The following is a 23734-nucleotide window of genomic DNA, read 5'->3' on the forward strand; positions in this document are numbered from 1 at the left end:
CGATGGCGACCGCGCCCCTCACCTCCGCCCCGCCGCCCGGCCCGAGGCAGGGACCGACGCCGCTCTTCGGCGCCTACGGCATCGTCAAGCGCTTCGGCAGCTTCACGGCGAATGACGGCGTCGATCTCGAGATCCGCGCCGGCGAGATCCACGCCCTCCTGGGCGAGAACGGCGCCGGCAAATCGACCCTGATGAAGATCCTCTACGGCCTGCTGGAGCCGACGGAGGGCGTCGTCACGCACAAGGGCGACATCGTCCAGCTGCCCAATCCGGAAGCCGCCCGCCGGCTCGGGATCGGCATGGTCTTCCAGCATTTCTCCCTCTGCGAGAACCTGACGGTGGCCGAGAACATCGCCCTCGTCATGCCCAGGGACCTGTCCGGCCGGGCGCTGGCCGACCGCATCGCCAAGCTCGGCATCGACTATGGTCTGCATCTCGAACCGGATCGCCCGGTCTGGTCGCTCTCGGCGGGCGAGCGCCAGCGCATCGAGATCGTCCGCTGCCTGCTCCAGGACCCGAGCCTCGTCATCCTCGACGAGCCCACTTCGGTGCTCACCCCCGGCGAGGCGGAGGTGCTGTTTTCCGTGCTGGAACGCCTGCGCGCGGAGGGCCGTGCGCTGCTCTACATCTCCCACCGCCTCGACGAGGTGCGCCGCCTCTGCGTGCGCGCCACCATCCTGCGCGGCGGCAAGGTAGTGGGGGCCTGCAATCCCCAGGAGGAGACGGCCCGCTCGCTTGCCGCCATGATGGTGGGCAGCGCGGTCCGCGACGTCACCGGGCGCGCCGCCGGGACGGTGGGTCCGGAACGCCTGCGCCTCGATCGCCTCAGCCTCCCCGCGCCGGGCCTGCACGCCACCTCGCTGCGCGACGTCTCCCTCGCCGTCTCCGGCGGAGAGATCCTCGGCATCGCGGGCATCGCGGGCAACGGCCAGGCCGAACTCTTCGCCGCCCTGTCGGGCGAGACCCGCGCGCCGGACCCCGATTCCGTACGCATCGACGGCGCCGCCGTGGGGGCGCTCGGCATCAACGCGCGCCGGCGCCTCGGCGCCGCGTTCGTGCCGGAGGAGCGCAACGGCCACGCGGCGGCGCCTCTCATGAGCCTGTCCGAGAACGCCCTGCTCTCGCGCTACCCGTCCGCGCCGCTGACCCGCTTCGGCCTGATCCGTCTCGGGGCCGCGCGCGACCTCGCCAGGCGGGTGATCGAGGCCTTCGACGTGCGCAAGGCGGGGCCCGACCCCGCCGCCGGCACCCTGTCGGGCGGCAACCTCCAGAAGTTCGTCGTCGGCCGCGAGATCCTGGCGGAGCCCGGCGTCCTCGTCATCAACCAGCCGACCTGGGGCGTCGATGCGGCGGCGGCGGCGCATATCCGGCAGGCGGTGATCGATCTGTCCGCGCGCGGCGCCGCGATCCTGGTCATCAGCCAGGACCTCGACGAGCTGTTCGAGATCGCCGGCTCCATCGCGGTGCTGCACGACGGGACGCTCTCGACGGCGGTGCCGTCGGGCGAGACGACCCGCGAGGCCATCGGCCTGCTCATGGGCGGATCGGGCGACGCTTCGGCCGAACCTCACGACGCGTCGAGGACGGTGGCCCATGCGCACTGACCGGTGCCCGCGCGTCCCCTCGCCCCTCCGCAGAGGCTACGGGATTCACTCATCTGCCCGGCGGCTATCCCCGCCAACCGAAGGCACCACGATGAAGCGCGACCGTCTCCCTCTCCTGGAGGGAGAGGGGTGGGGTGAGGTGTGGTCCATCTCCGGAAAACTCACACACCTCACCCTGTCCCTCTCCTTCCAGGAGAGGGGACCCGTGCTGCCCGCGAGATGGGTGAACGGCGTAGCCGCGCGGGAAGAAGGGATGCTTTCCCTCCTCGAAAGCCATTCCCGGACGGCCCTGCTCGGACGGCAGCGGGATGGCGCGCCGGGTCCGGCGACACGCGGAGGGCATCATGCGGCTTGACCTCGTTCCCCGCACCCGCCGCTCTCCGGTGCTCGACATCCTCTCTCCGGCGCTCGCCTTCGTGGCGGCGGTGCTGATCGGCGGCCTCGCCGTGGCGGGCCTGGGCGTCTCGCCGGGCGAGGCCTTCGTCACCTATTTCGTCACCCCCTTGAGCGAGATCTGGTCGCTCCAGGAGATCGCCCTGAAGGCCGCGCCCCTGGCGCTGATCGCCACCGGCCTCGCCTTCTGCTACCGCGCCAACCTCTGGAACATCGGCGCCGAGGGCCAGTTCGTCGTCGGCGGCCTGGCCGGCGGCTGGGTCGGCGTCGCCACCCACGGCACGGGCGGGTTCACGCTCTGGATCCTGCCCGCGATGCTGTTCGCCGGGACGCTCGCGGGGGCCGCCTACGCGATGATCCCGGCGGTGCTGAAGGTCCGCCTCGGCGTCTCCGAGATCCTCACGAGCCTGATGCTCGTCTACGTCGCCCAGCTCCTCCTCGACTACATGGTCCGCGGCCCCTTGCGCGATCCGGCGGGCTACAACTTTCCCCAGAGCGTCGGTTTCGACGGCGCGGCGCGGCTGCCCTACCTCATGGAGGGCGAGACGCTGCATGCGGGCGTGGTGATCGCCTTTCTCGCCGTGGTGCTGGCGACCGTCGTGCTGGCCCGCACCCTGTTCGGATTCGAGGTGCGGGTGGTGGGTGCGAGCCCGAGGGCGGCGCGCTTCGCCGGCTTCTCCGATGCCCGCCTGACGCTCGCCGTCTTCGCCATCTCCGGCGGCGCGGCGGGCCTGGCCGGCATCGTCGAGGTGGCGGGAAAGATCGGGCAGCTCCAGCCGGAGATCTCGCCGGGCTACGGCTTTACCGCGATCATCGTCGCCTTCCTCGGGCGGCTGTCGCCGCCGGGCATCCTGATCGCCGCCCTCGTCATCGCGCTCACCACCATCGGCGGCGAGGGCGCGCAGATCGACCTGAAGCTGCCCCTCGACCTGACCCGCGCCTTCCAGGGCCTGCTCCTCGGCCTCGTCCTCGGGGCCGACGTGTTCGCCGGCTATCACGTGCGGCTCGTGCCGGGCGGCCCCTCTGGCCGCGCGATCTCGTAAGTCATTTCGAGGGATATCGGAGCCGGTCATGACCCTCGACATCGTCCAGATGGTCCTCGTCACGGTCCTGGCGGCCGCGACGCCCCTGATCCTCGCCGGCATCGGCGAGCTCGTCGCCGAGCGCTCCGGCGTGCTGAACCTTGGGGTGGAGGGGATGATGATCTTCGGCGCGGCCGTCAGCTTCGCCGTGGCGGTGCAGACCGGCTCGACCCTCCTCGGCGCGCTCGCCGGCGCCGGCGCCGGCCTGCTCCTGGCCGCCCTGTTCGGCATCCTCACCGTCGGGCTCGCGGCGAACCAGGTCGCCTCCGGCCTCTCGCTCACCATCCTGGGACTCGGCCTGTCGGGGCTGGTGGGTGCGAACTACGTCGGGATGAAGCGCGATCCGGCGCCGCACCTGTCCCTCCCCGGCCTCACGGACCTGCCCGGAATCGGCCGGCTCCTCTTCGGGCAGGACGCCTTCGTCTATACGGCGATCGCCCTCGTGGCGGCGGTGTCGTGGTTCCTGTGGCGGACGCGGGCGGGCCTGACCCTGCGCGCCATCGGCGACGACCACGTGGCGACCCACGCCCTCGGGCTGAAGGTCCGCAAGGTCCGCTTCCTCTCCGTGCTGTTCGGGGGGGCCTGCGCCGGGCTCGGCGGGGCCTATCTCGCGCTCGCCTACACGCCGTTCTGGTCGCCGGGTATGACAGCGGGGCGCGGCTGGATCGCCCTCGCCCTGGTGGTCTTCGCCTCGTGGCGGCCCCTGCGGGTCGCGGCGGGGGCCCTGCTGTTCGGCGGGGCGACGGTCCTGCAGCTCCACGCCCAGGCCGCCGGCCTCGGCCTGCCGGGCCAGTTCCTGTCCGCCCTGCCCTATCTCGCCACCATCCTGGCCCTGGTCTTGCTCTCTCTCGGGCAGCGCCACGGCGGCTCGCTGGCGCCCGCCTCGCTCGGGCGGGTCTTCACGCCGAGCCGATGATGTGCAGAGCCGATGAACGGCGCCGACGAGCGCGCGGTCATGGATCGAGGGGGACGACACGATGCGGGGCAGGTCCATCATGCGGGGTAGGTCAATGAGACTCGGCGGTGCGGTTCTGTGCGCCATGCTCGCCGCCGGGCCGGCCCTCGCGGCCGACAAGCTGAAGGTCGGCTTCGTCTATGTCGGGCCGGTCGCCGATTTCGGGTATTCCTACCAGCACGACCTCAGCCGCAAGGCCCTGGCGGAGGCCTTGCCCGACAAGGTCGAGACCACCTTCCTCGAGAACGTGCCCGAGGCCGACAGCGAGCGTTCCATCGAGAAACTCGCCCGTTCCGGCGCCGGCCTGATCTTCACCACCTCCTTCGGCTTCATGGAGCCGACGCTGAAAGTGGCGCGGAAGTTTCCCAAGGTGAAGTTCGAGCACGCCACCGGCTACAAGCGCTCCGACAACGTCTCGACCTATTCCGCCCGCTTCTACGAAGGCCGCTACGTCTGCGGAAAGATCGCCGGCACGCTCTCGAAATCCGGCACTTTGGGCTACATCGCGTCGTTCCCGATCCCGGAAGTCGTCAGCGGCATCAACGCCTTCATGCTCGGGGCGCAGGCGGTCAACCCGAACATCAAGATCAAGGTGGTCTGGGTGAACACCTGGTTCGATCCGGGCAAGGAGGCGGAGGCGGCCAAGGCGCTCCTCGCACAGGGGGCCGACATCCTGACCCAGCACACCGACTCGGCCGCCCCCCTCCAGGAGGCCGAGAAGCAGGGCAAGCTCGCCTTCGGCCAGTCCTCCGACCAGTACCGCTTCGCCCCCAAGGCCCAGCTCACCTCCATCACCGACGACTGGAACGGCTACGTGATCGCGGAGGCCAAGGCGGTCCTCGACGGCACCTGGAAGAGCCACGACACCTGGGGCGGCATCAAGGACGGCATGGTCGTGCTCGCCCCCTTCACCAACATGCCCGACGACGTGAAGGCCATGGCCGAGGCAACCAAGCAGGGCATCGCGGACGGCAGGATCCACCCCTTCGCGGGGCCGGTGCTGAAGCAGGACGGAAGCGTCGCCGTCAAGGCGGGCGAGACCGCGCCCGACCCGATGATCCTCGGCATGAACTGGTACGTGAAGGGGATCGACGACAAGCTGACCCAATAGCCCCGGCCGCGACGCACCTCGAACGACGAAGCCCCGCCGGAGCGTCCCGGCGGGGCTTCGTCGCTCTGAGGGTATCGTCGCGATCAGGGGCGCTCGCTGCGCACCGGCCGCTCGGGCCTCGTCTCGTCGGAGGGCGGAGGAGCCGGCACCCCGACGCCGCGCGGCGCTGCGACGGCATCGCCGCTCCGGATCGCCTCCCGCTCGTTCTCCGGACCCGCGATCCCCTCGGTCCCGCCGGGCGCCGTCGCCGGGTCGCGGCCGGCGGGCGCCCCGGTCCCCTGGGCCAGGGCCGCGCCGGTCAACCCGAAGAGCCCGCACAGAGCGAGGGCCGAAATCGTCATACGCATGGTCGATGACCTTCCAAGACAGTCGGAGCCGATGAGCAAGTCTTTGTTCGCGCGGTGAAAATCGATTCGAGGCTGAGGAGGTTCCGCGCGGTCAGCGGCGGCGGTGCGTTCTGTGGCGGCGGACGGCCCGGCCGCGAAGGCCACCGGGCGCCGTGACACGCGGTTGCCCCGCCAACGGGGTCAGGCTGCCCTGTGCCTGCGCTCCCGGAACGGCGCAGACCATTCCGCCGCCGAACAGGCACCCTGCGAAGAGCCAGGCCACCAGAGGGACGCTGAAGCCGATGGCTCGGGACGCACGCATCGGACACGCTCCTGACGTCGGCTTCGTAGCCGGCTATGCTCTCGGTCGAAGTTGTCGGATCGGCTTTTCGGGCCGACGGTCGATCTTTCAGCAAGAGCCATGCCGGCCGGCAGGTCTCCCGCGCCCCTGCGCCACCGATGCGAGCCGCGGCGTCAACTCCCGCGATAGGTCTGGTAGCTCCAGGGGGTCGCCACCAGCGGCACGTGATAATGGCCCTCCGGGTCGCCCACCCCGAAGCGCAGGGGCACGATGTCGAGGAAGGGCGGTTCGGGGAGGTCGAGCCCCGAAGCCGGTCCGACCCGCCGGAAGTGATCGCCGAGGCCGAAACGCAGTTCGTAGGTGGCGATCGGCACGGGGCGCCCGTGGATCAGGGGCATGTCGGTGCGGCCGTCCGCGTTGGTGACAGCGCGCGCCACCAGCGCCGTCTCCGTCGCCGAGACGAACTCGACGAGGTCGACGGCCACCCCGGCGGCCGGCTTCCCCCGGACGGTGTCGAGGACATGGGTCGAGATCCGGCCCGTGGTCGAGAGCGGCCCGGGGCCGCTCACCAGGGCGTTCAGGCGGATCGCGGCGATCCGCATCACCTCGGCCTCGGCGGTGCGCCGCTCGATCTCGGGAGCGGATGCCAGCCGCGCCTCGAAGGTCCGCAACAGCGAGGCGCGGCCGTGCCGCTTGACGCACAGGATGAAGGGGATGCCGAACCTCTCGCGGTAGGCCGCGTTGAGCGCCTCGAACCGGGCGTATTCCGCGTCCGACATCCGATCGAGGCCGGCGGCGGCCTGCTCCGCGATGGAATCGGGGGCGATGGCCCCGGAGCGGGCGGCGCGCCCGGCGAGTTCGGGGTGGCCGGTGAGCAGGGCGAGGCGCCGGGCCTCCGGCGCATCCCGGACCGCATCGCGCATGGCGGAAAACAGCGCCTCCACGGTGGCGAAGGGCCGCTGCGGCAGGGCCGCCTCGGCCACCCAGGGCGCGTGTTCGAACACGGCACCGAGCGCCACCACGAAATCCGCGTCCGAGGCCTCGTTGAGAGCTGCGAGTGTCGACGCCATGGCGGCGGGGTCCCCGTTGAAGGCAGGCGATGACGACGCATCGCAGGCCTGGCCGGTGCAGGCAACGGGCCATGCGCGTGACGCGGGCCGCGCCATCGCCCCTCTCGCCGGGTGGCACACGCCTTGCGCCCTCGGACAGCGCATCCCCGGTGGGGGATCTGCCCGGAGCGGCGGAGGCGTCGACCCCATGACCAGTGCCACGACCATCGCCGCACATTCCGACACCGTCGCCGACGCCGCCGGGCCGGCCACGGCGCCCGTGGCGACGGTGCCTCCCCTCGCCCTCGGTCTGCTCGGGCTGCAGCATGTCCTCGTGATGTATGCCGGCGCCGTCGCGGTGCCGCTGATCGTCGGGCGCGCCCTGAAGCTCCCGCCGGACCAGGTGGCTATGCTGGTGAGCGCCGACCTGTTCGCCTGCGGCCTCGCGACGCTGCTGCAGAGCTGGGGCCTGCCGGGGATCGGCGTGCGCATGCCGGTGATGATGGGCGTCACCTTCGCCGCCGTCACGCCCATGGTCGCCATGGGGACCAATCCGGAGATCGGGTTGACCGGCATCTACGGCGCCGTCATCGCGGCCGGCCTGTTCGCGTTTCTCGTGGCGCCGCTCATCGGACGGCTGCTGCCGCTGTTCCCGCCCGTGGTGACCGGAACGATCATCCTGGTGATCGGCGTGTCGCTGATGAAGGTGGGCGTGAACTGGGCCGCCGGAGGGATCGGCAATCCGGAATACGGCGCGCCGCTCCATCTCGCCATCGCCGCCTTCGTGCTGTGCGTGATCCTGGCGATCACCCGCTACGGCACCGGCTTCGTCAATTCGGCCTCGGTGCTCATCGGCATCGTCGTCGGGATGCTCGTGGCCGCATTCTTCGGGCTGGTCGATCTCGGCCATGTGGCCACCGCGTCCTGGTTCGACGTGGTGCGGCCCTTCGCCTTCGGCGCCCCGACCTTCGATCCCATCTCGATCGTCACCCTCTGCATCGTGATGATCGTGGTGATGATCGAATCGACCGGGATGTTCCTGGCGCTCGCCGAGATCTGCGCGGACCCCATCGACGAGAAGCGCCTGACCAGGGGCCTGCGCGGCGACGGTCTCGGCACCATCATCGGCGGCATCTTCAACACGTTCCCCTACACCTCGTTCTCACAGAACATCGGGCTCGTCGGCGTCACCGGGGTGCGCACCCGCTACGTCACGGTGGTCGGCGGGTTCATCATGCTCGGGCTCGGGCTGATCCCGAAGCTCGCGGCCCTCGTCGAGGCGGTGCCGCAATGCGTGCTCGGCGGAGCCGGGCTCGTGATGTTCGGGATGGTCGGCGCGACGGGCGTGCGCATCCTCGGCGCGGTGGACTTCGCCCGCCATCGCAACAACCTGTTCATCGTTGCGGTCTCCGTGGGTTTCGGCATGATCCCCCTCGTCGCCCCGAGCTTCTTCAAGCAGATGCCGCATGCCCTGCACCCGCTCCTCGAATCCGGAATCCTCCTCTGCGCGATCTCGGCGGTGGGCCTGAACCTGTTCTTCAACGGCCTGACCGGCGGCGAGGCCGCGCGCGCCGCCGCCCGGCATCAGGCGGCGTCCTCCGAGCATTGAGGACGGTCGTCCTCGCCCAACGCCCCTCCTCGCCTAACGCCCCTCCCGGGAGACAAGCATGCCCCTGATCGCCTCCAGATACGGCAAGGGCCGCGTGCGGGTGATGCGCCTCACCCGCGACGGCGACCACCACACCCCGCGCGAACTGTCCCTCGCGGTCCTGATGAAGGGCGCCTTCGATGCCGCCTGGACCGATCGCGACAACCGGGCCTGCGTCGCCACCGACAGCGTGAAGAACATCGTCAACGTGGTCGCGGCCAAGAACCTGTCCCTCGACAAGGAAGCCTTCGCCGAGGCCGTCGCCGCGACCTTCCTGGACACGTATCCGCAAGTGGAGGAGATCGGGATCGAGGGCAGGGAGACGCGCTGGCTGCGCCAGGCCATCGGCGGCCGGCCCCATGGCCACGTCTTCACCCTCGACGGCAACGGGACGGGCTACGTCAAGCTGGTGGCGCGCCGCGACGGCGCCGTGATGCAGTCGGGGTTGCGCGGCTTCACCTTCATGAAGACCACGCAATCGGGCTGGGCGGACTTCGTCGATGACGGCTACCGCACCCTGCCCGATGCCACCGACCGCATCGCCGCCACCGCCATGGACGCGACCTGGACCTGGAACTCCGCGCCCGCCGACTACACCGCGACCAATGCCAGGGTGCTCGACATCCTGATCGAAGTGTTCGGCACGACCTACAGCGCCAGCGTCCAGGACAGCATGTACCGCATGGGCGAGGCGGTCCTGGCGGCCATCCCCGCGATCGCCGAGATCGGGTTCGCCATGCCGAACAAGCACTACATCCCGATCAACCTGACGCCGTTCGGCCTGGAGAACCCCAACACCGTGTTCCTGCCCACCGACGAGCCCCACGGCCAGATCGAGGCGACGATCGGGCGAGGCTGAGCCCTCGCCCCCAAGCGTCGCCGAACGCCCGCGATGCGCCTCCATAGGCCTAGAACGGGCAGGCGACGAAAGACGCATGCCAGGCCGCATGTGTCTGGCGAAAAATGTCGCAGTCCGAACCATGAGCCTGATGGGAAACGGCTTATTTCCAGGGCTCCTGAATTGGCGGAGAGGGCAGACCCTGTCGGTGCATGAACATGATGCACACGCCTTGCTCATTCTGTGTTGCTTTGCGAGGCAATGATGCACAAATCTTAAGGGATCGGCCGAGGCTGCCGCTTCCCCTCAGGCAGGCCGGCCCGAACCTGGGACCCGATCATGACCGCACGCCTCGTTCTGGGAGCCGCCCTCGGTCTCGCCCTGGCCGGCGCCGCCCACGCACAAAGCTACACCGCGCCGGCGGGCATCCAGGCCGCGACCGCCCCGGGCGGCCTCGCCGGTCAGGCCGCCGCCCGAAACATCGGTGACTACGACGGCCGCTTCTCCCGCCCCGGACGCGCCCGGATCGACCTGGACGGTGCGGTGACGACGGGATCGGTGAGGCAGCTCCCGCCGCGGCATCGCGAATGAAGCGAGCCGCCGGCCGGCCTTCACCCTGATCGACCGACGGACAGGCTACTTGGACGCGCGAGCCGGTGGAATCACCGAGGGGTCAGACGCGGGCGCCGACCTCGACCACCTGCAGAAAGCGGCCACGCACACCAACACGACGACGACAAGCCGCTACAACCGCGATGCACTGTCAAAGTCGAGGAAGGTGTCAACCTGCGGGTGATCAGCCGCACCGCGAACGGGGCGTAGACACCCGGCTCCAACGGAATTCCAACGCCTCTCCAACGGATTGAAGGCCTTGGCATTAACTCTCTGGATTATCAGAGGAATTTGGTGGGTGCACAAGGGTTCGAACCTTGGACCCGCTGATTAAGAGTCAGCTGCTCTACCAACTGAGCTATGCACCCATTGCCTTGCGGCAGTCGCGGCAGCCACCAAACCCGCTGCGACGAGGGGGCTGATAGCAAAGGCCCCGGGGGGTGTCCACCCCCGGGGCCTCATTTTTCCGGCTAAACCGAAGCGGCGTGCTGGGCGTGCAGGCGCACCGCCGTGGCCGAGAGCTTGTTCAGGGCGGAGAGATAGGCGCGGGCCGAGGCCACCAGCGTGTCGGGGTCGGCGCCCCGCGCCGTCACGCTGCGGTCGCCGGCCTTGAGGCGGACGGAGACCTCGGCCTGGGCGTCGGTGCCTTGAGTGACCGCGTCGACCTTGTAGAGTTCGAGCTGCGCCTCATGCGGGACCAGGGCCTGGATCGCATTGAACACGGCGTCCACCGGTCCGTTGCCATCGGCCTCCTCGGTGACGATGCGGTCGTCGATGGCGAGCTTCATCGTGGCGCGCTGGGGACCGCGCGTGCCGGCGATCACCGAGAGCGAGACGAGGCGGATGCGGTCATGCGCCGTGGCGAGTCCCTGGTCGACCAGGGCCTCGATATCCTCGTCGTAGACGTGCTTCTTGCGGTCGGCCAGGGCCTTGAACCGCTCGAACACGTCCTGCAGCTGATTGTCGGCGAGATGCAGGCCGAGCTCCTCCAGCTTCGAGCGGAAGGCCGCGCGGCCCGAATGCTTGCCCATCACCAGGGAGGTCTTGGCGACGCCGACGGAGGCGGGCGTCATGATCTCGTAGGTCTCGGTATGCTTGAGCATGCCGTCCTGGTGGATGCCGCTCTCATGCGCGAAGGCGTTCCGACCGACGATGGCCTTGTTGTACTGCACGGGGAAGTTCGTCGCGTGGGAGACGAGCTTCGAGGCGCGGGTGAGCATCGTGGTCTCGATGCCGGTCTCGTAGGGCATCACGTCGCCGCGGGTGCGGATCGCCATGACGATCTCCTCCAGGGCCGCGTTGCCGGCGCGTTCGCCGATGCCGTTCACGGTGCACTCCACCTGCCGGGCGCCGCCTTCCACCCCGGCCAGGGAGTTGGCGATGGCCAGACCGAGATCGTCGTGGCAATGCACCGAGAAGATCGCCCTGTCGGAATTCGGCACGCGCTCGCGCACCTGGCGGAACATGCTGCGGTACTCGTCCGGCGTGGCGTAGCCCACCGTGTCGGGCAGGTTGATCGTCGTCGCGCCGGCCCGGATCGCGGCCTCGACGCAGCGGCACAGGTAGTCGATCGGCGTGCGCGTCGCGTCCATGGCCGACCATTCCACGTCCTCCACGAGGTCGCGGGCCTGGGCCACGGTCTTGAGGATGATCTCGATCACCTCGTCCTGGGACTTGCGCATCTGGTGGGCGAGATGGATCGGCGAGGTCGAGACGAAGGTGTGGATTCGTCCCCGTGCGGCCTGACGGACGGCCTCGCCGGCCCGCGCGATATCGGCGGGGATGGCGCGGGCGAGGCCGGCGATGGTGGCGCGCTTCGAGCGGCGGGCGATCTCGGAGACGGCCTCGAAATCACCGATCGAGGCGATGGGGAAGCCCGCCTCGATGATGTCGACGCCCATCGCGTCGAGGAATTCGGCCACCGCCAGCTTCTCGTCGAGGGTCATGGTGGCGCCGGGGCATTGCTCGCCGTCGCGCAGGGTGGTGTCGAAGATGAGGACCCGCTCCTTCGGAGAGGCGCTGGGCTGGGCGGTGATGTCGGTCATGGCTGTCGTCCTGTCGGAGGCGCGGTCGCGGAAGGACGCGGCGCCTTGATCCATCGATCGGCTCGACGGGGCCCTCGAGAGCCCCGGTCGCGAAACGATCCCCTGAGAGCCCAGGCGCACGCGCCCGGACGGCCCTCAGGGGCGGATAAGAAGGAGAAGGCCGGCGAGGAGCGCTCGGGGACGCGCAAGACCGCGCACCGCCGTGAAGGCGGTGTCGGCGGTTCCCTGCGTGGAGCCGGCGCTGGCCAAGGCTCGTCTCTCCCGAATGGCGTAGCGGGCGCGCGAACGATGCGGCCGAGCGGCTTCGTACCCCTCGACGCGCGCGTTGACAAGGATCGCCCTGCGCGTGCCGGCGCCCATCACATCTCCGTGGCCGGGATCCCGGCCATTGTCGCGTGCCGGTTCGCGACTAGCTTGACATGCGTCCGCTCAGCGGCGCGGCGCGCGCCCGGTCGCGCGCCGACATAACAATATCGGAAGGAAACCCCCGTCCATGTCACGCGCTATCATGCGTCGAATCCTGCTGCCCGGCCTCGTTCTGCTTGCCGGCACCGCCCCCGGCTTTGCCATCGACCTCGTGAAGACCATCGATATCGCCGCTCCCCCGGCCAAGGTCTGGTCGACGATCGGTGATTTCTGCGGCATCGGGAACTGGCACCCGGCCATCGCGACCTGCGAGCCCTCCACCAAGGGCGGCACGATGCTGCGCAAACTCAGCCTCAAGGGCGGCGGCGCCATCGTCGAATCACAGACGGCGCGCGACGACGCGGCGATGAGCTACACCTACGCCATCGTCGAGAGCCCGCTGCCGGTCTCCGACTATTCCTCCACCCTCGCGGTGACGCCGAAAGGCTCCGGGTCGACGGTGACGTGGACGGGGACCTTCAAGGCCAAGGGCGTCCCGGACACGGTGGCGACCGATGCCATCACCGGGATCTACGAATCCGGGCTCGCCGCCATCGCCGAGAAGGCCAAGTGAGACGTTCGTGAGGCGCTCGCGCTGAGGTGAGGCGCCGACACGGGGCTCGGAATCGTCGCCGGAGGCCCGGTTTCGGCGATTGACCCGCCCCACGCGCGAAGGCAAGAACCCGGCGCGGCGTCCATGCCGTGCCGGCCGTCGCGCCGGAACGTGAAGGAGAGTCCCGTGACCAGGAACGTCGTGCCGTCGCAACGGGCGAGCCTGATGCTCGTCACCCGCCTCACTCTGGTCCCTTGCCTCCTGGTCCCATGCCTCGCCGCGGGGCTCGGAGCCTGCAGCTCATCCGGCCCTTCTCCGAAGACGGCGATGGCGCCGGCCGCCGCCGCTCCTGCCTTGGCCCCGTTGCCGGCAGGCTCCGGCTGCGGTCCGAGCATCGCCCGCACCCAGGCCGTGGTGGACAGCGATGTGGCGACCGGCAACCTCAACGCGCCGGTGGGCGCACGGTTCTCGGCCGACCTCGCGCGCGCCTCCGAGGCCTGCAGCGCCGGGCGGGAGCGTGAGGCCGTCGGCCTGCTTGCCGCCGCCAAATCACGCTACGGCTACCCGTAGGCGCGCGCACTCGCCCAGGATCGCCGCCGCCCACGAAGCAGGTCATCCGTTACGGATCGACGTCGCGAGCGGCGCTGAAGCACTCGGAGCCTTCACGAAAGTGTGACCGAGCTTTCCGGCGAAGGGCGACGGCAGACGTGACTGGAGAAAGAGCGGACGGGACGCGAGTCTTCTGGTGATCCATCGCGGACGATCGCCGCAAGTCCCCCGCCTTCTTGAGGACCATCGACGGCATTCCGTTCGGCGACTGGAAAGCCACACCCGTCACATCCTCGTTGCGTTGCCACAAAAGGGCCGGGAAATCTCCTACTGTCGCGGGCGACGGAATTTCGGTGACAGGCCCCGCGACGCATGAGCTCAGCGCCCAACAACATCACGCGCCTGCCGACCGCGAGGGCCACCTCGCTCGAGTCCAAGGAGGCCGTGGCCAAGGAAGAGCGGGCCCGGGCCAACGAACTGGCGGTGAACGATGACCGCGAGATGGTTCCCCGGCGGGACGACGAGGCGAGGCGGGAGCTGGCCCTCGACGGCGCGGAAGACGAGACGTTCTCCCTCGTCCCCCTGCCGCAGCCCGATCACAACTGGAGCCGCACTCTGATCAGCTTCGGCATCGTCGTGCTTCTCCCGCTCTGCCTGCTCGGCCTGTACTTCCTGTTCCTCGCCACGCCGCAATACTTCGCCGAGTTCCGGTTCTCCGTGACCGAGGTGACCCCGTCGGCCGGCCCCCTCGGCGGGGGAGGCAGCGGGGGGACGACCGCGGCGGCGGTCGCCAGCGCCATGGGCGGCCATGGCGGGGCGGTCAGCGGCGGCACCGCGCAGAACTTCGTCGTGATCGACTATCTCAAGAGTCGCCAGGTGGTCGACGAGCTGTCGCAGAACGTCGATATCCGCGAGATCTACAGCCGTCCCGAGATCGATTGGCCGAACCGGTTCGACAAGAGCCGGTCGATGGAACATCTTGTGCGGTACTGGAACAAGATGGTCTGGGCGAATTACGACCCGCTCACCGGGCTCGCCTCCGTCGAGATCAAGGCGTTCCGGCCCGACGATGCCCTGACCGTCGCCAACCAGCTCGTCACGCTGTCGGAGAACCTCGTCAACAAGATCGCCAAGCGCGCCGAGGAAGATGCCGTCAAGTTCGCCGAGCAGGAGGTCGTCCGGGCCAAGGCCGGCCTCGACAAGGCCCGCGCCGCCATGGCCGAGTTCCGTGAGAAGGAAGGGGTGATCGATCCGATACCCAGCGTCGTCACCGGCAACACCCAGCTCATCGGGACCCTGCGCGGATCGGTGTCGCAGCTGGAGGCCGATTACGACACGATCCGGAGGCAGAACCTCAGCGAGTCGGCCCCCTCGGTCCTGGCCCTCAAGTCCCGCGTCCAGGCGGCGCGCGAGCAGCTGGCCTCCGTCGAGCGCGAGGTTTCGGGCAGCCGCTCGGGCCGCAACGTCCTGGCCGGCGTCGTCGCCCGGTTCGAGGCCCTCGACATGGACCGGCAATACGCGCAGGCGATCCTGCTCACCTCGCTGCAATCCCTCGACCGTGCACGGGCCAGCGCCGCCGCCCAGCACCTCTATCTGACGCCCTACGTTCGCCCGGCCCTGCCTGAGAGCGCCGGCGGCCCACGTGTCTTCCTGTCGATGGTACTGGGAGCCTTCCTGCTCTCCGCGATCTGGTTCATCGGCCTGCTCGCCGTGCGCTCGGTCGTGAACAGCCGCGCCTGACCGGGGCCGGCTTCGGTCGTCATGACGAGCGGCTCGGCATCGGACAAAATTCCGGCCTTGAGGCAGGCCAGATCCGGCACGGCGCAGCCGAGGGGCCGGGCCTGCAACCACCCCTCCGTGTCATCCGACATCCCTGGATCGTGATCAACGATGGCAAGCTCCTCGATCGTCCTTCCGGCCGCACCCTCCAGGCAGACGGCACGACCGTGGCTCAGGATCATGACGGCGCTGATCATCCGTGATTTCGGCTTCCGCTTCCGCAATCTTCACCCAGCACTGGGCGCGTTACTCTTCATCGAGCCCGTCATCGTCATCGTTATGATAGCGGCACTGCGAATCTTTCTCTTCGGAAAAGAGCCTCCTTTCGGCTCCTCGGTCCTCTTGTTCATGGGAACCGGCGTGTTCCCCTTCTATATCTTCCGTCGTTGTGCACGTGGCGTTCGCGGCCAGAAGTCGCGGGCGGCCGAATATTACTTTGTAAGACCGTTCGATTTCTTATTGTCGCGTTTTTTCATACAATCGATCCAAAATTTTATATTGATGGTACTGTTCTTTTCTGGACTTTACATTTATGGAATCCGAGAGGCGGCGCCTTGGGCTCCCGAGATGTGCCTGATCAGCCTTTTCGCGGTCAGTTGCCTCGCCTTTGGTTTGGCGCTCATCAACTCGAGCATCCGGTCCTATTTCCCGAGTTGGGGCAAAATCTATGCCTTCCTGAGCCGGCCGATGATGATGTTCAGCGGCGCATTCAAGACCGTCGACCTGACACCGGAGCCCCTGCGGACGATCTATTCCTGGAATCCGCTCTCGCATGTGATCGAGCTGTTTCGCGTGGGATTCTACCCGAACTATCCCCATGCCAGCTTCGATGCCGTCTATCTCACCAAATGGTGTACCGGCATCATTTTCGTCGGGATCCTGTTCTACAACAATAAATCCAAGGACTGAATCCGAGCCTACAACACGCCAAGCGCCAGCCCGACCTTCATCACCGTGCCGTCCTCCTTGTCCGGATGGACCGCGAAGCCGAGGCTGCGGCACACGGCGAGCATGGGGCGGTTCTCCCGGAGCACCGTGCCCTCGATGCGCTGGAGCCCCTCCGCCCTCGCCCAGTCGATCATCAGCTGCATCAGCGCGAAGCCGAGGCCGGTGCCCTTGCGGTCGCTGCGGATGAGGATGGCGTATTCGCCGCTCTCGTGGTTGGCATCGGCATGCAGGCGAACCGCGCCGAGCATCGACGCCGTCTGCGCATCGATGGCGACGAAGGCGATGGCGCGGGCGTAATCGAGCTGGGTCAGCCGCGCCAGGAAGGCGTGGCTGAAATCGCGGACCGGCATGAAGAAGCGCAGACGCAGATCCTCGGCACTGACCTGCTCGAAGAAGCTCTTGAACAGCCCCTCGTCCTCCGGCCGCACCGGGCGCACGGTGACCTTCTCGCGTTTCAGGACGAGGTTGCGCTCCCACTCCACCGGATAGGGGCGGATGGCGAAGCGCGGATTGCGGGTGCCGCCGCGCCGCTCCGGGGCGGGGCCGACCATCACGCGGGCGTCCAGAGCCAGCACGCCGTCGGCATCGGCGAGGAGGGGATTGATGTCGAGTTCGCGCACCTCCGGCAGGTCGGCGGAAAGCTGTGCGAGCTTGACGAGGACGAGGCCCAGCGCCCTCCGGTCCACCGCCGGCACGTCGCGATAGGCGGCCAACCGCCGTGCCACGCGGGTGCGGTCGATGAGTTCGCTGGCGAGCCGGAGGTCGAGGGGCGGCAGGCTGAGCGCCCGGTCGTCGATGACCTCCACGGCGACGCCGCCCCGCCCGAACACCACCACGGGACCGAAGATGGGATCCTCGGCGAGGCCGGCGATGAGTTCGCGGCGCTTGCCCTTGCGCACCATGGGCTGGACCGCGAACCCCATGATCCGCGCATCCGGTCGCTGGCGCCGGGCGCGGGTGAGGATGTCGGCGGCGGCGGCCCGCACGTCGGCCTCGCTGGTGAGGTCCAGGCGCACCCCGCCCACATCCGATTTGTGGACGATGTCCGGCGAGACCACCTTCAGCGCCACCGTCCCGCCCTCGGCGATGATGGGCCAGGCGGCGGCCGTCGCGGCATCGATGTCGGGGGCGAGGGTCAGGGGGACGCTGTCGATGCGGTAGGCCGCCAGGAGGCCCGCCACGGCGAGGGGATCGAGCCAGGTCTCCCCCGCTTCGAGGGCGGTCGCCACGATGGCGCGGGCGGCCTCCACTTCGGGTGAGAATTCCCGCGGCAGGGAATCCGGCGTGCGCATCAGGTCGTCCTGCGCCTCGCGGTAGCGGACGAGGTGCATGAAGCCTTCGACCGCATCGGCATCCGTGGCGAAGCGCGGAATGCCGGCGGCGGCGAGCACCGCCCCGGCCTCCCCGTCATCGCCCACCGTTACCGCGAAGACGGGCTTGCGCCGTCCGCCCCTGCGCCGCGCCGCGCTCACCGTGTCGGCGATGGCCGAGGCGACGCCGGCGCTGTCGGAGCGGGCGGTGGGAACGTGGATGGCCAGCACGGCGTCGTTGGCGGGATCGGCGAGGAGCGGCCCGAGGGCGTCGGCATAGGCTTGTCCATCGGCCTCGACGCCGAGATCGGCGGGGTTGCCGCTCGGGCCCGCGGCGGCCAGCGTGCCGCCCCGGTCCGCGAGCCTGTCGGCGGCGAGCGCGCCGATGCCCTCGCCGTTCCCCAGGATGGCGAGGCGTTGGCCGGGGAAGGGGCGCTGCCGGCCGAGCGTCTCCACTGCCGAAAACATGGCGTCGAGCCCGTCGACGCTCAGCAATCCCGCCCGCCGGAACGCCGCCTCGTAGACGGCATCCGGCCGGGCGAGGGCGCCGGTATGGGTGACGGTGTGGCGCAGGGGAGCCGCGTGGCGCCCCGTGCGCAGCACCAGGACGGGCTTGGCCCGCGCCGCAGCGCGGGCCGCCGACATGAACTTGCGCGCGTTGGGAATCACGTTGAGCGACAGCAGGATCGCGCGGGTGTGGATGTCGGCGGCGAAATGGTCGAGGCAATCGGCGATATCGATGTCGCAGGCGGTGCCGAGGGACAGGATGGCCGAGAACCCCACATCGCGATGCGCGGCCCAGGCGACGATGCCCGCCGCCACCGTGCCCGATTGCGAGATCAGGGCGAGATCGCCGGCCTTCGGCGCCGCCGCGAACAGGCTGGCGTCGAGCCGCGCGCGCGGCACGATCAACCCCATGCTGTCGGGGCCGAGGAGGCGCATGCCCCATTGCCGGGCCCGGTGGCGCACTGCCGCGCAGAGGTCGTCCGGCAGATCGGAGGTGAGGATGACGGCCACGGCGGCCCCCCGCAGCCCCGCCTTCTCCACCCAGCCCTCCACAGACGCGGCCTCCGCCACGATCACCACGAGATCCGGCGTCTCGGGCAGGTCGTCGAGGGTGGGAACGCCCGCCTCGCTGACGAGATGGACGGCGCCGGCGAACCCGGCCTTCCCGAGATTGCCGACCACGGCCTGGCCGAGCGCGCCCCGGCCGAGGCCGACGACCGCGATCGCCCGCGGCGCGAGCAACGCCTCGAAGCGATAGGTGCTCATGGACTGGCGTGACCTTCGATCGGGCCGCCGCGACGGCGAGCGACATCGCGCCGGACGGCAAGGTATAGGGCGCGGAGCACTCTCGACCGGGGGAACCACATGTCAGAACCCACAGCTTACGAGATTTCCTGCGCGATCGTCGAGGCGATGCGCTCCCTCATTACCCTCGGCCTGAGCCAGGGCACCGCCGGAAACGTCTCGGTACGCCACCGCGACGGCTTTCTCATGACACCCTCCGGCATCCCGGCCGACGCGTTGCGCCCGGAGGACATCGTGCCGATGAGCATGGAGGGACATCACGGCCATGCCCTCGCCCCCTCCTCCGAATGGCGCTTCCATCGCGACATCCTGCGGCAGCGGCCCGAGATCGGCGCCGTCGTGCATGCCCACCCGACCTATTGCACCGCCTTCGCCATGTGCGGAGCCGAGATCCCCGCCGTCCATTACATGATCGCGGCCGCCGGCGGCCCGACGATACGCTGCGCGCCCTATGCTCCCTATGGAACGGAAGAGCTGTCGGTGGCGGCGGTGGCCGCGCTCGACGGGCGCCTGGGTTGTCTCCTGGCCAATCATGGCATGATCGCGATCGGCAGGAATCTCGGCAAGGCCTTGTGGCTGGCGGTAGAGATGGAGGCCCTGTGCCGCCAATACGCCGTCGCCCTCCAGGTGGGGAAGCCGACCGTATTGTCCGACGCCGAGATCGCGCGAACGATCAAGCGGTTCGAAAACTATGGACCACGGAGCCGGGCCGACGCGCCTTAGGATTCCCCCTTCATCCCGAGGGTGCGGGCCGCGCTGATTACGTAGACGTTGCTCGGCGCGCGCCCTTGACTACCGTGAGCGGCCTCCCGTCGGCGGGTTTGCCAAAGAATTGTCTCCCCCGGCGCGGCCGTTCGGCCGCTCCGCCGGCGGCGTCGCACGCCGCATGGGCAAGCCGCTACCGAGTGTAGTCTTTTACCGCGTCGCACATCTGAAGTTGCGATCGTGAGCTAAAAGAGTTCATCAACCAGCATAAAGTTTCAAATTTCACCGATAGATTTTGAATTTTCTATGCCCTTGTATTTTTTTCAGGCCTAGGGAGCTAAAAAATTCAACCTGATGCCAGCACCGTCGGCCATTTCTCAGATGCCGAAAGCTCCCACGGCACACCTGAAGCTTCCTTCAAATTGTTGCGATCAACCCTGGTCTTGCCAAAGCCACTTGCGATTTGTTAATGGCTGTCATACGAACTGCTTAGTCAGTCCAAGCAGATGACAAGACCTTTCAGCCGGACCCAATCGGCGCCTCGCTGCGGTCCAGGGCTGTGCTACTTTCGGGGGTGAGCGTGGAAATCGAAAACGACTTCGTGCCGGATTACATTGAGCTTACGGCGGATATCGTCTCAGCGTTCGTCAGCAACAATTCCGTGCCGGTTTCGGATATTCCGGCCCTCATCGCATCGGTTCATGCGACCCTGGGTGGACTGACGACGGCGAAGACTTCCGAGAAGGCCGAGCCGCTGACCCCGGCCGTGTCGATCAAACGCTCGATCACGCCGGATTTCGTCATCTGCCTCGAAGACGGCAAGAAATTCAAATCCCTGAAGCGTCACCTTCGGACGCGCTATTCCATGACACCGGAAGAGTATCGCGCGAAGTGGAACCTTCCGAGCGACTATCCGATGGTCGCACCGAACTATGCGGCCGCACGGTCGGAACTGGCGAAGAACATGGGTCTCGGCCAGCAACGCAGGAAATCCCGCGCGAAGGCACCCGTCGCCGAGGCGCCGGCGACCCCCGCACCGCGTGGTCGTCGCTCCCGCACGACCGCCGGAGCCTCTTAAGTGTCTCTCACAAAACACCCGCTGCGCCGTGGTGCTCCGAGCGAGAACCCACCGCGATCGGGAGTTTTGTGAGGCACTCTTAAGTCCGCGACCACGGCAGAGGCCGCCGGAACACGGTCCGGCTTCGACCAGGCCCCGTAGAGGCGAAGCCGTCCGCGTGACGAGGGGATGGGATGCCCCATTCTCTCTCGCTCCTCGATCCAAGCCTGATCGACATGCCTCGCGACGATCGGGACCTCCGCCGACAAGCCCCCGGAGCACATCCGGGGCGAAACAGCCCTGGCCGCAATCCTATCCACAGGAGAGTGGCGGGGCGGATGATCGCTTATGTCCGCTCGCCGGCCGTCCATAGCCTCGTTCAATATTCTGCCTCTTAGAGCATTTTCCGCAATCTCCGGATCACGGAAAATGCTCTAACCTGCTGTGTGGTCGCATCTTCTTCACGCGAGCCGGCATCCACCTCGCTTGAAAATGCTCTAGAGGCATTGATCCTGCTGCCACGATCCATGCTGATGAAACCCGTTTCTATCCGGCAGGCTCACGAAGCAATGCTGCGCTCGGGACGGAACATCCGTGAAATGCCGGCGGGACGACAGGATCAGCGTCCGATCCGACCGGGGATGACGCCGGATTTTCTTGAGAGAGACTGACGACGCCTCGTCCCTGGTCATGTCGCGGGACGACGATGGCCGATCCGGCGGTCTTTCGCCGCCGCGCCGTTAGGCTGGCCGCAAGGCCCTCCCTGCATTCTGCCGATGCGTGAGGCGGCCGATGGGGACGTGCCGTGGCAGGAAGGGATGCGCATGTCCGGTCGATCGAGCCTCGTGGCGCGCCTGTTCTGGACCACCATCGTCGGCGGGGGCTTCGCCTTCTGGTTCGGACGACCCGCCCTGGCCGCCACCGGCCTCTGCCTTGGCCTGATCCTGCTGCATCGCCTCGACAGGCCCCGCCGCTTCCGGAGAACGGTCCGCCGGCTCGCGCGCGCGCACGCCGAGACTCTCGCCCTGCGCCGCCGCCAGGAATGTTTCGAGGACGCCTACGGCAACCGGATCGACGACGGCTGGCTGCGCGAGCGGGATTACTTCGCCGAGCGGACGATCCTGCCCCATCTCGACGCAAGGGGCTTCACCGACCTCGCCGATACCCGCTGGCCGATCGTCCTCGACATCATCGAGGGCGTCGCCCTCTCCGTCGATCTGCCGGACGAGGACGAGGCGCCGGAGGACGGCATCGCCTACGAGCGCTTCTGCGCCGAGGCCCTGCGCGAGGCGGGCTGGTCGGCGCGCCCGACGAAGGCCAGCGGCGACCAGGGGGCCGACGTGGTCGCCGAGCGCTCAGGCATCCGCCTCGTCCTCCAGTGCAAGCGCTACACCAAGCCCGTGGGCAACGCGGCGGTCCAGGAGGCCTCGGCGGCGGCGCGCTATTGGCAGGCCGACATGGCGGCCGTGGTCTCCAATGCCGGCTTCACCCCCGCCGCGCGCAGGCTGTCGGGGGCCACCGGCGTCCTTCTCCTGCACCACGATGCCCTGCGCACTCTGGCGCCCATCCGCAGATCCCGGCGCCTCGACGCCGAGCCCGCCTGAGGCGCGCGCCTCACGTCTCGTCGAGGGGAAGCCAGGCCCGCCCGTCGCGGGCGAGCAGGGCTTCCGCCCCCGCCGGTCCGTCGCTGCCCGCCGCATAGGTCTCCACCGGGGCATCCCTCCAGGCCTGGATGAGGGGATCGACGGCAGCCCAGCCCGCCTCGATGGCGTCGGCCCGCTGGAACAGGGTTGGGTCACCGACCATGCAGTCGTAGATCAGGGTCTCGTAGCCGACGCTCGGCGCCTCGGCGAAGAAATCGCCGAACCGCACGGAGGAGGTGACCGCGCCGAGGCGCATGTCCGGCCCCGGCCGCTTGGCGTTCCACTGGGTGCTCAGTCCCTGCTCCGGGTCGATATGCAGGCGCATGACGTTGGCCGCGAGGTCGGTTCCGGCGAACAGGCCGTGGCTCGGCGGCTTGAAATGCACGGCGATCTCGGTGAGGCGCCCCGCCAGGCGCTTGCCCGTGCGCAGATAGAACGGCACGCCGGTCCAGCGCGGGTTGTCGATGGTGAGCGTCAGGGCGGCATAGGTTTCGGTGCGGGAGTCCGGTGCCACGTCGGCCTCCTCGCGGTAGCCCCGCACGGCCTGGCCCTGCTCCTCGCCGGGCGCGTACTGGCCGCGCACCGCCCGGTCCGGCGTCGCCGGCCGCACGGCCTCGAGGACCCGCGCCTTCTCGTTGCGGATGTCCTCCGCCTCGAAGCTGCCGGGGGGCTCCATCGCCACCATGGACAGGAGCTGGAACAGGTGGTTCGGCACCATGTCGCGCAGCGCACCGGTGGGTTCGTAGAAGCGGCCACGCTGCTCCACGCCGATCGTCTCGGCGGCGGTGATCTGCACGTGGTCGATATGGCCGGCGTTCCAGATCGGCTCCAGCATGGCGTTGGCGAAGCGCAGCGCCAGAATGCTCTGCACGGTCTCCTTTCCGAGGAAGTGATCGATGCGGAACACCTGCCCCTCGTCGGCCTGGGTCAGGATGCGGGCGTTGAGGGCCCGCGCCGAGGCGAGGTCGGTGCCGAACGGCTTCTCGATGACCACGCGGCGGAAGGCGCCCTCCCCCTCCGTCAGCAGGCCGGCGGCGCCGAGCTGGTCCACCACCGTGCCGAAGAAGCGGGCGGAGACGGCGAGATAGAAGATCGCGTTGCCGCCGATGTCTTGGGCGAGCCGCCGATAGGTCTCCGCCGCCTCGAAATCCCCCTTGGTGAAGGTCAGGCGCTCACGGATGAAGCCCCAATGGCTGGGATCGATGGAGTCCGGGTGGAATTCCGAGGTCCGATCCCGGGTGAAGGACTGCATGGTCTGCGAGAGGTCGTCACGCCATTGCTCGCTCGTGCGGTCGTTATGGTCGATGCCGACGATTTTCAGCCCCTCCGCGAGGAGGCCGTCGGAGGCGAGATTGTAGAGGGCCGGCATCAGCAGGCGCTTCGTCAGGTCGCCGGCCGCCCCGAAGATGACGAGGGTACAGGCCGGCGCCGTCCTGACCTCGTCGTTGGCGCGGGGCTGCTTGCCGTCGTTCATGGGGGCATCTGGAAGGGTCATGGGACGGGCACTCCG

Annotated in this window: 20 protein-coding genes and 1 tRNA gene; 14 read left to right on the plus strand and 7 right to left on the minus strand. The window is 68.7% G+C overall.

The genetic code is table 11. The features are described from left to right. Positions 1–2: 2 nt before the first annotated feature. From MKK51_RS25895 to MKK51_RS25910, 4 genes are all read left to right on the plus strand, one after another. A complete protein-coding gene (locus MKK51_RS25895; RefSeq protein ID WP_243982518.1) occupies positions 3–1604 on the plus strand; it encodes an ABC transporter ATP-binding protein in 1602 nt (533 codons plus the stop codon). A 344-nt stretch (positions 1605–1948) separates the two neighbouring features. Beyond that, positions 1949–3040, plus strand: coding sequence for an ABC transporter permease (locus MKK51_RS25900; protein ID WP_243982520.1), 1092 nt, complete (start codon positions 1949–1951; stop codon positions 3038–3040). 28 nt (positions 3041–3068) lie between these two features. Beyond that, positions 3069–3995 (plus strand): ABC transporter permease, encoded by a 927-nt coding sequence (locus tag MKK51_RS25905; RefSeq protein ID WP_243982531.1) that lies wholly within the window; start codon positions 3069–3071, stop codon positions 3993–3995. Positions 3996–4089: 94 nt separating this feature from the next. Next, positions 4090–5145, plus strand: a complete 1056-nt coding sequence (locus MKK51_RS25910) for a BMP family ABC transporter substrate-binding protein (RefSeq protein ID WP_243982533.1) — start codon at positions 4090–4092, stop codon at positions 5143–5145. A gap of 83 nt (positions 5146–5228) precedes the next feature. On the opposite strand, the gene MKK51_RS25915 is transcribed toward MKK51_RS25910, so the two are convergent. From MKK51_RS25915 to uraD, 3 genes are all read right to left on the minus strand, one after another. Beyond that, positions 5229–5492: a hypothetical protein gene (locus MKK51_RS25915; RefSeq protein ID WP_243982534.1), complete on the minus strand. Its 264-nt coding sequence runs from the start codon at positions 5490–5492 to the stop codon at positions 5229–5231. Between the two features lie 91 nt (positions 5493–5583). Beyond that, positions 5584–5793 (minus strand): hypothetical protein, encoded by a 210-nt coding sequence (locus MKK51_RS25920; RefSeq protein WP_243982536.1) that lies wholly within the window; start codon positions 5791–5793, stop codon positions 5584–5586. A gap of 152 nt (positions 5794–5945) precedes the next feature. Next, entirely contained in the window at positions 5946–6842 is an 897-nt protein-coding gene (gene uraD / locus MKK51_RS25925) for a 2-oxo-4-hydroxy-4-carboxy-5-ureidoimidazoline decarboxylase (protein WP_243982537.1), read from the minus strand. 187 nt (positions 6843–7029) lie between these two features. On the opposite strand from uraD, the gene MKK51_RS25930 reads away from it, so the two are divergent. The 3 genes from MKK51_RS25930 (at position 7030) to MKK51_RS25940 (ending at position 9898) form a co-directional block, all read left to right on the plus strand. Next, on the plus strand, positions 7030–8430 hold the full coding sequence (locus MKK51_RS25930) for a nucleobase:cation symporter-2 family protein (RefSeq protein ID WP_243982538.1): 1401 nt from the start codon (positions 7030–7032) through the stop codon (positions 8428–8430). A 58-nt stretch (positions 8431–8488) separates the two neighbouring features. Beyond that, complete coding sequence (gene pucL / locus MKK51_RS25935; RefSeq protein ID WP_243982540.1) at positions 8489–9328, plus strand: factor-independent urate hydroxylase; 840 nt, start codon at positions 8489–8491, stop codon at positions 9326–9328. Between the two features lie 318 nt (positions 9329–9646). Next, positions 9647–9898, plus strand: coding sequence for a hypothetical protein (locus MKK51_RS25940; RefSeq protein ID WP_243982548.1), 252 nt, complete (start codon positions 9647–9649; stop codon positions 9896–9898). Positions 9899–10211: 313 nt separating this feature from the next. On the opposite strand, the gene MKK51_RS25945 is transcribed toward MKK51_RS25940, so the two are convergent. Together MKK51_RS25945 and MKK51_RS25950 are read right to left on the minus strand one after the other, a co-directional pair. After that, a tRNA-Lys gene (locus MKK51_RS25945) sits at positions 10212–10287 on the minus strand. Between the two features lie 102 nt (positions 10288–10389). Next, the gene (locus MKK51_RS25950; protein ID WP_243982550.1) at positions 10390–11964 is read right to left on the minus strand and encodes a 2-isopropylmalate synthase; all 1575 of its coding nucleotides are present in this window, start codon (positions 11962–11964) and stop codon (positions 10390–10392) included. 493 nt (positions 11965–12457) lie between these two features. Here MKK51_RS25950 and MKK51_RS25955 point away from each other — a divergent pair, with 493 nt between their 5' ends. From MKK51_RS25955 to MKK51_RS25970, 4 genes are all read left to right on the plus strand, one after another. After that, positions 12458–12943 (plus strand): SRPBCC family protein, encoded by a 486-nt coding sequence (locus MKK51_RS25955; RefSeq protein ID WP_243982552.1) that lies wholly within the window; start codon positions 12458–12460, stop codon positions 12941–12943. Positions 12944–13147: 204 nt separating this feature from the next. Then, the gene (locus tag MKK51_RS25960) at positions 13148–13492 is read left to right on the plus strand and encodes a hypothetical protein (protein WP_279601332.1); all 345 of its coding nucleotides are present in this window, start codon (positions 13148–13150) and stop codon (positions 13490–13492) included. Between the two features lie 351 nt (positions 13493–13843). Next, positions 13844–15211 carry a hypothetical protein gene (locus MKK51_RS25965; RefSeq protein WP_243982555.1) on the plus strand — a complete coding sequence of 456 codons (1368 nt, stop codon included), beginning with the start codon at positions 13844–13846 and terminating at the stop codon, positions 15209–15211. A gap of 219 nt (positions 15212–15430) precedes the next feature. Further along, the gene (locus tag MKK51_RS25970; RefSeq protein WP_243982557.1) at positions 15431–16159 is read left to right on the plus strand and encodes an ABC transporter permease; all 729 of its coding nucleotides are present in this window, start codon (positions 15431–15433) and stop codon (positions 16157–16159) included. Positions 16160–16167: 8 nt separating this feature from the next. Here MKK51_RS25970 and MKK51_RS25975 read toward each other — a convergent pair whose 3' ends face one another. Beyond that, complete coding sequence (locus MKK51_RS25975) at positions 16168–18780, minus strand: bifunctional acetate--CoA ligase family protein/GNAT family N-acetyltransferase (protein ID WP_243982559.1); 2613 nt, start codon at positions 18778–18780, stop codon at positions 16168–16170. A gap of 99 nt (positions 18781–18879) precedes the next feature. Between MKK51_RS25975 and MKK51_RS25980 the strand changes: the two genes are divergently transcribed. The 3 genes from MKK51_RS25980 to MKK51_RS25990 all read left to right on the plus strand — a co-directional run bounded on the left by MKK51_RS25980 (position 18880) and on the right by MKK51_RS25990 (position 22185). Further along, a complete protein-coding gene (locus MKK51_RS25980) occupies positions 18880–19542 on the plus strand; it encodes a class II aldolase/adducin family protein (RefSeq protein WP_243982561.1) in 663 nt (220 codons plus the stop codon). A gap of 562 nt (positions 19543–20104) precedes the next feature. Continuing rightward, positions 20105–20602 carry a MucR family transcriptional regulator gene (locus tag MKK51_RS25985; RefSeq protein ID WP_313898841.1) on the plus strand — a complete coding sequence of 166 codons (498 nt, stop codon included), beginning with the start codon at positions 20105–20107 and terminating at the stop codon, positions 20600–20602. Between the two features lie 803 nt (positions 20603–21405). Next, positions 21406–22185, plus strand: coding sequence for a restriction endonuclease (locus tag MKK51_RS25990; protein WP_243982565.1), 780 nt, complete (start codon positions 21406–21408; stop codon positions 22183–22185). 10 nt (positions 22186–22195) lie between these two features. Here MKK51_RS25990 and zwf read toward each other — a convergent pair whose 3' ends face one another. Continuing rightward, a complete protein-coding gene (gene zwf, locus MKK51_RS25995) occupies positions 22196–23719 on the minus strand; it encodes a glucose-6-phosphate dehydrogenase (protein WP_243982566.1) in 1524 nt (507 codons plus the stop codon). Between the last annotated feature and the right edge of the window lie 15 nt (positions 23720–23734).

The sequence above is a fragment of the Methylobacterium sp. E-045 genome, assembly GCF_022829685.1.
Classification (GTDB): domain Bacteria; phylum Pseudomonadota; class Alphaproteobacteria; order Rhizobiales; family Beijerinckiaceae; genus Methylobacterium.

Excerpts from the sequence above, each read along its gene's own strand:
- MKK51_RS25895 (WP_243982518.1), top strand. The coding sequence starts at position 3 with ATGGCGACCGCGCCCCTCACCTCCGCCCCGCCGCCCGGCCCGAGGCAG.
- MKK51_RS25900 (WP_243982520.1), top strand. The coding sequence starts at position 1,949 with ATGCGGCTTGACCTCGTTCCCCGCACCCGCCGCTCTCCGGTGCTCGAC.
- MKK51_RS25905 (WP_243982531.1), top strand. The coding sequence starts at position 3,069 with ATGACCCTCGACATCGTCCAGATGGTCCTCGTCACGGTCCTGGCGGCC.
- MKK51_RS25910 (WP_243982533.1), top strand. The coding sequence starts at position 4,090 with ATGAGACTCGGCGGTGCGGTTCTGTGCGCCATGCTCGCCGCCGGGCCG.
- MKK51_RS25915 (WP_243982534.1), bottom strand. The coding sequence starts at position 5,492 with ATGCGTATGACGATTTCGGCCCTCGCTCTGTGCGGGCTCTTCGGGTTG.
- MKK51_RS25920 (WP_243982536.1), bottom strand. The coding sequence starts at position 5,793 with ATGCGTGCGTCCCGAGCCATCGGCTTCAGCGTCCCTCTGGTGGCCTGG.
- uraD (WP_243982537.1), bottom strand. The coding sequence starts at position 6,842 with ATGGCGTCGACACTCGCAGCTCTCAACGAGGCCTCGGACGCGGATTTC.
- MKK51_RS25930 (WP_243982538.1), top strand. The coding sequence starts at position 7,030 with ATGACCAGTGCCACGACCATCGCCGCACATTCCGACACCGTCGCCGAC.
- pucL (WP_243982540.1), top strand. The coding sequence starts at position 8,489 with ATGCCCCTGATCGCCTCCAGATACGGCAAGGGCCGCGTGCGGGTGATG.
- MKK51_RS25940 (WP_243982548.1), top strand. The coding sequence starts at position 9,647 with ATGACCGCACGCCTCGTTCTGGGAGCCGCCCTCGGTCTCGCCCTGGCC.
- MKK51_RS25950 (WP_243982550.1), bottom strand. The coding sequence starts at position 11,964 with ATGACCGACATCACCGCCCAGCCCAGCGCCTCTCCGAAGGAGCGGGTC.
- MKK51_RS25955 (WP_243982552.1), top strand. The coding sequence starts at position 12,458 with ATGTCACGCGCTATCATGCGTCGAATCCTGCTGCCCGGCCTCGTTCTG.
- MKK51_RS25960 (WP_279601332.1), top strand. The coding sequence starts at position 13,148 with ATGCTCGTCACCCGCCTCACTCTGGTCCCTTGCCTCCTGGTCCCATGC.
- MKK51_RS25965 (WP_243982555.1), top strand. The coding sequence starts at position 13,844 with ATGAGCTCAGCGCCCAACAACATCACGCGCCTGCCGACCGCGAGGGCC.
- MKK51_RS25970 (WP_243982557.1), top strand. The coding sequence starts at position 15,431 with ATGACGGCGCTGATCATCCGTGATTTCGGCTTCCGCTTCCGCAATCTT.
- MKK51_RS25975 (WP_243982559.1), bottom strand. The coding sequence starts at position 18,780 with ATGAGCACCTATCGCTTCGAGGCGTTGCTCGCGCCGCGGGCGATCGCG.
- MKK51_RS25980 (WP_243982561.1), top strand. The coding sequence starts at position 18,880 with ATGTCAGAACCCACAGCTTACGAGATTTCCTGCGCGATCGTCGAGGCG.
- MKK51_RS25990 (WP_243982565.1), top strand. The coding sequence starts at position 21,406 with ATGTCCGGTCGATCGAGCCTCGTGGCGCGCCTGTTCTGGACCACCATC.
- zwf (WP_243982566.1), bottom strand. The coding sequence starts at position 23,719 with ATGACCCTTCCAGATGCCCCCATGAACGACGGCAAGCAGCCCCGCGCC.